We start from the raw sequence: 6,236 nt of genomic DNA, 5'->3' as shown, positions 1-6,236 counted from the left end.
CCCTCTTTACCCTGCTTCGTCCCACTGTGCCCCCCCCCGCTACCCGCCTCCCTCCCCTGGGCCGGGTGGTGCGGGCCCGCACCTGGTGGACCGGCGGCGGGTCCGTCAGGGCCGGTGCCGCCGGCGGGCGGTGGGGCCGCTCGGTGGCCGGTTCGGTGTCCGACGGGTCGATGGCCGACCGTGGTTGGGGACGGTCGGCGTCCGTGGGCGGGCGGGTGGAGCGCGGCCGGTGGTTCGCGCATCGGTGGATGGCCCGGGCCGGGGTCGGGCCGGTACGTGCCGCGCGGCGGCTCGGCGCCGCTCCCGGCGGGGTCCTCGCCCCCGGTCCGTGTCCGGGCCCTGCTTCGCCGGCCGGGGCGGGGGCGCCGGGGCGGCGTTCAGTACGGGCGGCGCCGTGGCCTGATCATGTGTCAATTCCCTTGGTGGGTGGGGCGTGCGCGCTGTCGTGCGGCAGTGGCGCCGGGTTCCCCGCTCCGGGCGGCGGCTCGCCGTCCTCGGCCGGCGGTCGGTACGAGCCGGACGGCGCCACGTGCGACCCCGCCCCCCGCGGGCCCCGGGATCCGCACCCCCCGGCGCCTCGCCGCCCCGGGCCGCCCGCGGGAGGGGCGGCCCGTCCGCACCGTGGCGCTCGCATCACCGACCAGGTCCATGACGGCCCGGGACGGTGAACCGGCCGGTCGGTGAGCCGGTCGCGTATCCGGGCGGGCCGAGGGGGCATTGAGCCGCTCACCCCGGGCTCCGTGGCGTCGACCGGCGACCGGCAGGCAACAGGCAACAGGCAGCGGGCGGCAGGCGGCAGGCGGTGGGTATCTGACGCGACGGGAGGGCCGGGTCGTGGAGCGGATCGACATCCGGGGGACGCGCGGATCGTCCGGGTCCTGGAGTGGCGGGGGCCCCTTCGCCCTGGCCGCCCGGATCGTGCCCGCTCTCACCGGCGCCGCCCGGCGCCGCGCGGGCGCCGGCCTCTACGACCCCGTCGACGGCTCCCGCCTTGGCGACCCGCGGACCAGGGTGGTGCGCTTCGGCGGGCGTACCGTCCTGGGCGGACACCGGCGTCGGTGACGATCGTGAACGCCCTGGCATCCCGGTGTTCCACCGCCGCGGGGGTCGCTGCCTCGGCCTGCTCGCCGGGGCCGGCGTCCGCCCCAAGGACGTCGACGCCGTCGTCGGCATCCACCTGCGCGCCGACCGCGTCGGCCGCAACGCCCGTGGTCGGGAGGGGCGGTGGGGGCCGGCCTGTCCCGGCGCCGTTCATCACCGGCCCGCCGACGGCCTCGCCTTCGTCGACCCCGCCCGCCCCGCCCACCCCGCCCGCACCGACTGCCGGCGTGGGCCCCGTCCAGTGGGCGGAGCGGGACCGGGCCGGCGCCGTCGGCCGGCGTCGCCCCCATCCTGGCCGCCGGACAGGCCGCCGGACAGGCCGCCGGACAGGCCGACGCTCTGGCGCGGCATCCGCGCCAGAGCGTCGGCCTTCTGCTCGGACAGGTCCCCGGCCACACCCCCCTGGCTCGTGCGTCCTGTGCCCGGAGTCGGTGAACTCGGTGCCGTCTTCGTCGAGGACCTGCCGTACTCACCCGTCCGGCTCGCCCGCCCGGCCTGCGGCGGCTGCTTCTGCCCGGTCCTCGGCGGGACGGCCACCGGTGGCCGGGTCGCTGCCGAGTGCCGCCGGGTCCTCTGGCGGGCCGCCGAGCGGCGGGAGTCGGTCGTGCCCGCGCACGTCGCCGGCCTCGGAGCGGCCCGTCCGGGCCGCTTCGGGGCCGGTTTCGCCCCGCGTCGGGCGCGTCGGGCGTGCCCGGCGCGGGGCGGTGGGGTGGGGTGCCCGCCGTACCCCCGACGCGGCGGGCACCCCGGGCCGGTAGGTGGCGGATGGTCAGGGGCGGTCGAGGGTGAGGGAGTTGATCGGGCCCAGGTCGTAGTAGACGCCGTTCTGGGCCGGGATGTCGTACACGCAGTCCGCGCCGCCGTAGCCCCGGCACAGGTGGGCGTGGGCGCCGCCGGTCTGGTTGTTCAGCACCCAGTGGTTGCCGTACTGGCCGCTGAGGTTGTGGGCGCCGTAGCTCCAGTACACGGCGCTGGGGGAGGAGGCCGGGTTCTGGTCCTGCGGGTAGAGGCACACGGCGCCGGACGGGCAGCCCGCCCAGTCGCCGGTGACGGCGGCGCCGGCGCCGCCGGTGCCCACGGCGGTCAGCGCGGCGGCCGCGATCCCGACGGCGGCCAGGGCACGGGTGATCCTTCGCATGGGGTTCTCCCTCGCTGGTGCGGCGGCCCCCGCGTCCCGGGCGGGGGCCAGTGCTCGTCAGCCTAGGAACGCGCGCCCGCCGGCGGTCCCTGACATCCGACAGGGGCGCGCCGCCGCGCCCCGGGCGCCGGGAGGTGCTACGGGCCCCGGGCCGGGCCCTGGGTGTCGGGTGTCGGGCCCCGGGTGTCCGGGGTGCGGTTCGGGCCGGGTGTCGGGTGTCGGGTGTCGGGTGTCGGGTGTCGGGGTCGGGCTACGGGGTCGGCGGGTAGGCGGGGCCGGTCTGCTGGAACGCCGGCCCCACCGCCTCGATGTACGCGGCGAAGGCCGCTCCCGCGGAGGCGACGTGCAGGTCGACGACGGCTTCCCCGCCCTCCCAGCGGCCGTCCTCGGTGAGGGCCAGGCCGATCAGCGCCAAGTCGCCTGCCTGGTACCTCAGTTCGCTCTCCTCGCGGGTCTCCTCGCCGAGCTCGCCCTCGTCGTCGCGTTCCCAGGCCTCCATCGCGGCCCGGGCCAGCGCCGCGGGCAACCGCACCGTGACACGGCCGACCTGGGCGTGGACCTGTTCCCCGATCGCCGCCAGGAGCTTGGCTTCCTCCCGGTACAGGGCGTACCGCTCGTGATCCGTCATGAGGCGAGGTTACGCGGGCCGGTGGACCCGGCCCCGCCAGGGCAGGCGCCCTGGCCGGTCGGGACGCCGGGGGTCAGGCGCAGCCGGTGCGGACGGGCCGGGGCCCGCAGGCGTTCGGGCGGCAGCTGGTCGCGGCGGGCCTGCCAGGCCAGCAGGCGGGAACGGTCCTGCTCGTCCCCGGCCCCCGCCGGAGCGGGCGCCTGGCCGGCCTCCCGCAGCAGTACCCGGGCCGGGCGGTCCTCGCCGCCGGGCAGGACGTCCAGTACCAGGAAACGCGTGCCGGGCGGGAACACCACCTCGGGATCCCCCTCCTCGGCGATCACCGACGTGCGGCGGCCGGTGGCGGACCACACCAGGAACTCCACGTCCGTGCCCGGCACCACCTGCGCCTCCGCGGTCCCCACCACGGGCGCGGGTTCCACCAGCAGCGCGCCGCGCGCGTACTGCGCCAGCACCTCCTCACCCGCCTCGGCGCCCAGCAGCACCGCGCCCCGGTGGTTGGGCAGGCGCCGCAGCCCGGACCCCAGACAGGCCAGGTACGGGGCCAGCGGCCCGGCGCCGCGGTCGGGCCGGCGGGCGGCCTCGACCAACTCGGCGCGGTGCACCGGGATTCCGGTGTCGGCGTGGTGCAGGTAGACCGCGGCGAGATCGTCCCGCAGGTCGTCGCGGGCCTGCGCGCGCAGCGCCGGCATCCGCAGCGCGGCCTGCTCGGCGCGGCCGGCGTAGCGGTGGAAGTCCGAACCCAGCAGGGCCCGGAAAGCGGCCCGCTCGGCGGCCGTGGACACCCGGCCGGCGGCGGTCGTGCCGGCGGCGGTCGGGACGAGGAGGCGGGGCGTGGCGGTGGAACCGGGGGAGTCGGGGACGGTGGCGCTCTCCGACGCGGCGGAGGCCTCGCCGGGGCTCTCCGCCGTGGCGGGGGTGGGGAGTTCGGGCGGGGTGTGCGGTTCGGGGGCCGTGGCGGGGGTGGTGGGGACGGTGGTGCTCTCCGACGCGGCGGGGGCCTCGCCGGGGCTCTCCGCCGTGGCGGGGGTGGGGAGTTCGGGCGGGGTGTGCGGTTCGGGGGTCGTGGCGGGGGTGGTGGGGACGGTGGCGCTCTCCGACGCGGCGGAGGGCTCGCCGGGGCTCTCCGCCGTGGCGGGGGTGGGGAGTTCGGGCGGGGTGTGCGGTTCGGGGGTGGTGGGGGTGGTGCTCTGGGTGGTGACGGTCGCCGTCGTGGCGGGGGTGGGGAGTTCGGGCGGGGTGTGCGGTTCGGGGGCCGTGGCGGGGGTGGTGGGGACGGTGGTGCTCTGGGTGGTGATGGTCGCCGTCGTGGCGGGGGTGGGGAGTTCGGGCGGGGTGTGCAGGGTGGGGGCGGCGGGGCCGGTCGGGTGGGTTCGCCGGATGGCGGGGGTGGCGGGTAGGAGCAGTCGCGGGGCGGGGGCGCCCGGTTCGGTGAGGGCGGACACCAGGTCCTCCAGGACGGCGAGGACCTCGGCGGGCGCCGGCCGGTCGGCCGAGCCCGCGATCAGCGTCGGCCGGGCCGGGTCCGGGGCGAGCAGCCGGGGGCCGCGGTCCTCCGGTACCTGATCGGGCCGCAGCCACAGTCCGGCCGGGACGGCCTCCAGGCGCCAGCCCGCGACCGGGGCCTGATGGAGTGCCGGGCCGCAGTCGGCGAAGGCCGCGGGCAGGGGGCGCCACGCGGAGGCGATCACACGTCCCAGCGCGTGGCAGGCGGTCAGCTCGGTCAGCCACGGTTCCCAGGCCGGGGCCCCGTCGGCGCCCAGGACGCGGGCGGACCAGCCGCTCGCGGTCCGTGTCGGCAGGCCGACGGCGGCCCGCACGTCGTGGCCCAGGGCCGTCGCGAGCGCCCCGGCCAGGGCGACGAGCTGCGAGGTGTCGGCCCAGGGCGCGCTGATCAGCAGACCGGTGGGAGGCGCGCCGGACGGGCCGGGCCGGGCAGCGGCGACGGCGGGGGCGATGGCGGTGGCGATCGCGGCGACGTCGGCGGCCGGCGGCAACGGCGCGTGCGGGCGGCCGACCACCAGCACCGGGGTGCCGGGCGCCGAGGCGGCCCCCAGCAGGGGCTCCGGCACGGTGGCCGGGACGGTCGCGCCGGGGAACCAGAAGCCGTGCGCCAGCGCGGTCGTCAGCGCCTCGACCGTGCCCCCCGCGGGCCCGGCCACGGCCGGTGCCTCGGCCGGTGCCTCGGCCGGTGCCTCGGCCGGTGCCTCGGCCGGTGCCTCGGCCCGGGGTGCCGGGCCGCTCGCTCCGACCGGGTTGGGGGGAAGGGGAGCGGGGTTCGGTGCGGCGGCCGGTGGCGCCGCCTGTCGGGCCGCGGGTTCGGCGGGGGTCTCGGGGGCGGGCGCCGGGCCCGCCGCCGGTAGGGCCGGTGCGGTGGGCAGGGGGGTGGGGTCCGCTTCGAGGGGTTGCGGGGTGCGGACGTGCGCGCCGGACGCTTCCGCCGTGGTCGTCGCGGGTGCCGTCGCCGTGGCCGCCACGGTGGCGGCCACGGTGGCGGTGGCGACCGTTACGGCCGCCGTCGTGCCGGTGCCGGTGCGGGTGCTGCCGGTGCCCGCGCCCGTGTGTGCCGTGCCCGTGTCCGCGCGCTCGTGTGCCGGGCCCGTGTCCGTGTCTGTTCGGGGCAGGGGCCACACGGGTCCGAGTCGGCGGGTGCGTCCGTCCGGGGTGAACAGCCACCAGGAGGACGGTTCGGTGTCGGTCGTGCCGGTGCTCAGGAGGGTGCCGTCGGGGCGCAGGGTGACGAGTCCGTCCGGGGCCACGATGCTGGTGGCGGCGAGCTCGGCGATCCGTTGCGCGGGCCTGCGCCCGGAGGCGGGTGGTGCCGCGAGGGCGGAGGCGGCCAGGACCAGGGTGGCGGCGTGGCGTTCGGCGGCGGTGCGGGCCAGGTCGTCGAGGCGGCCGAGCAGGACGGGCTGGGCGTCGGGGGCCGCGGCCAGCACCGTCACGGTGCCGGGCACGGCCTCCAGCGCGGCCAGCGCGTCGGTGAGCGCGGCGGGCAGCGCCGCCGCCCCGGTGCCGGGCGCGATGACGAAGTGCGCCCCCACCTCGTGCAGCGCGGCCGCGGCCGGGGGCGGGGTCGGGGTCGCGGGCGCCGCCGCGCTGTCGGCGTCGGTGCGCCGGCGGGTCAGCCAGCGCCGCGCCCCGAAGGCCTGATCGATGGTGCTCACCGCTGCGACTCCCCGTCCCCGCCGCCGTTCCCGGCGCCGCCGTGCCCGCCGTTCCCGTCGCCGCCCTGTGCGCCGTTCCCGCCGCCGTTCCCGGCGCCGCCGTTCCCGCCGTTCCCGTCGCCGCCCTGTGCGCCGTTCCCGCCGCCGTTCCCGGCGCCGCCGTTCCCGCCGTTCCCGTCGCCGCCCTGTGCGCCGTTCCCGT

The 6,236-nt window shown here is 79.2% G+C and carries 5 protein-coding genes; 1 reads left to right on the top strand and 4 read right to left on the bottom strand.

The genetic code is table 11. The annotated features are described in order from the left end of the window. Window positions 1–834 precede the first annotated feature (834 nt). On the top strand, window positions 835–1,062 hold the full coding sequence (locus ACZ58X_RS35390) for a hypothetical protein (RefSeq protein WP_470337677.1): 228 nt from the start codon (window positions 835–837) through the stop codon (window positions 1,060–1,062). A gap of 808 nt (window positions 1,063–1,870) precedes the next feature. Here ACZ58X_RS35390 and ACZ58X_RS35385 read toward each other — a convergent pair. The 4 genes from ACZ58X_RS35385 to ACZ58X_RS35370 form a co-directional block, all read right to left on the bottom strand. Then, on the bottom strand, window positions 1,871–2,239 hold the full coding sequence (locus ACZ58X_RS35385; protein ID WP_470337676.1) for a hypothetical protein: 369 nt from the start codon (window positions 2,237–2,239) through the stop codon (window positions 1,871–1,873). A gap of 250 nt (window positions 2,240–2,489) precedes the next feature. Beyond that, window positions 2,490–2,867, bottom strand: a complete 378-nt coding sequence (locus ACZ58X_RS35380; RefSeq protein ID WP_470337675.1) for a hypothetical protein — start codon at window positions 2,865–2,867, stop codon at window positions 2,490–2,492. Continuing rightward, the gene (locus ACZ58X_RS35375; RefSeq protein WP_470337674.1) at window positions 2,864–6,034 is read right to left on the bottom strand and encodes a hypothetical protein; all 3,171 of its coding nucleotides are present in this window, start codon (window positions 6,032–6,034) and stop codon (window positions 2,864–2,866) included. The genes ACZ58X_RS35380 and ACZ58X_RS35375 overlap by 4 nt, the downstream gene beginning before the upstream one ends. After that, a partial coding sequence (locus ACZ58X_RS35370) for a hypothetical protein (RefSeq protein ID WP_470337673.1) occupies window positions 6,031–6,236 on the bottom strand: 206 nt, incomplete at its 5' end. The genes ACZ58X_RS35375 and ACZ58X_RS35370, both read right to left, overlap by 4 nt.

The organism is Kitasatospora sp. NPDC040550 (assembly GCF_055594965.1).
The sequence above is the reverse complement of the archived record's forward strand: the minus strand, read 5'-3'. Positions and strand labels throughout refer to the sequence as shown.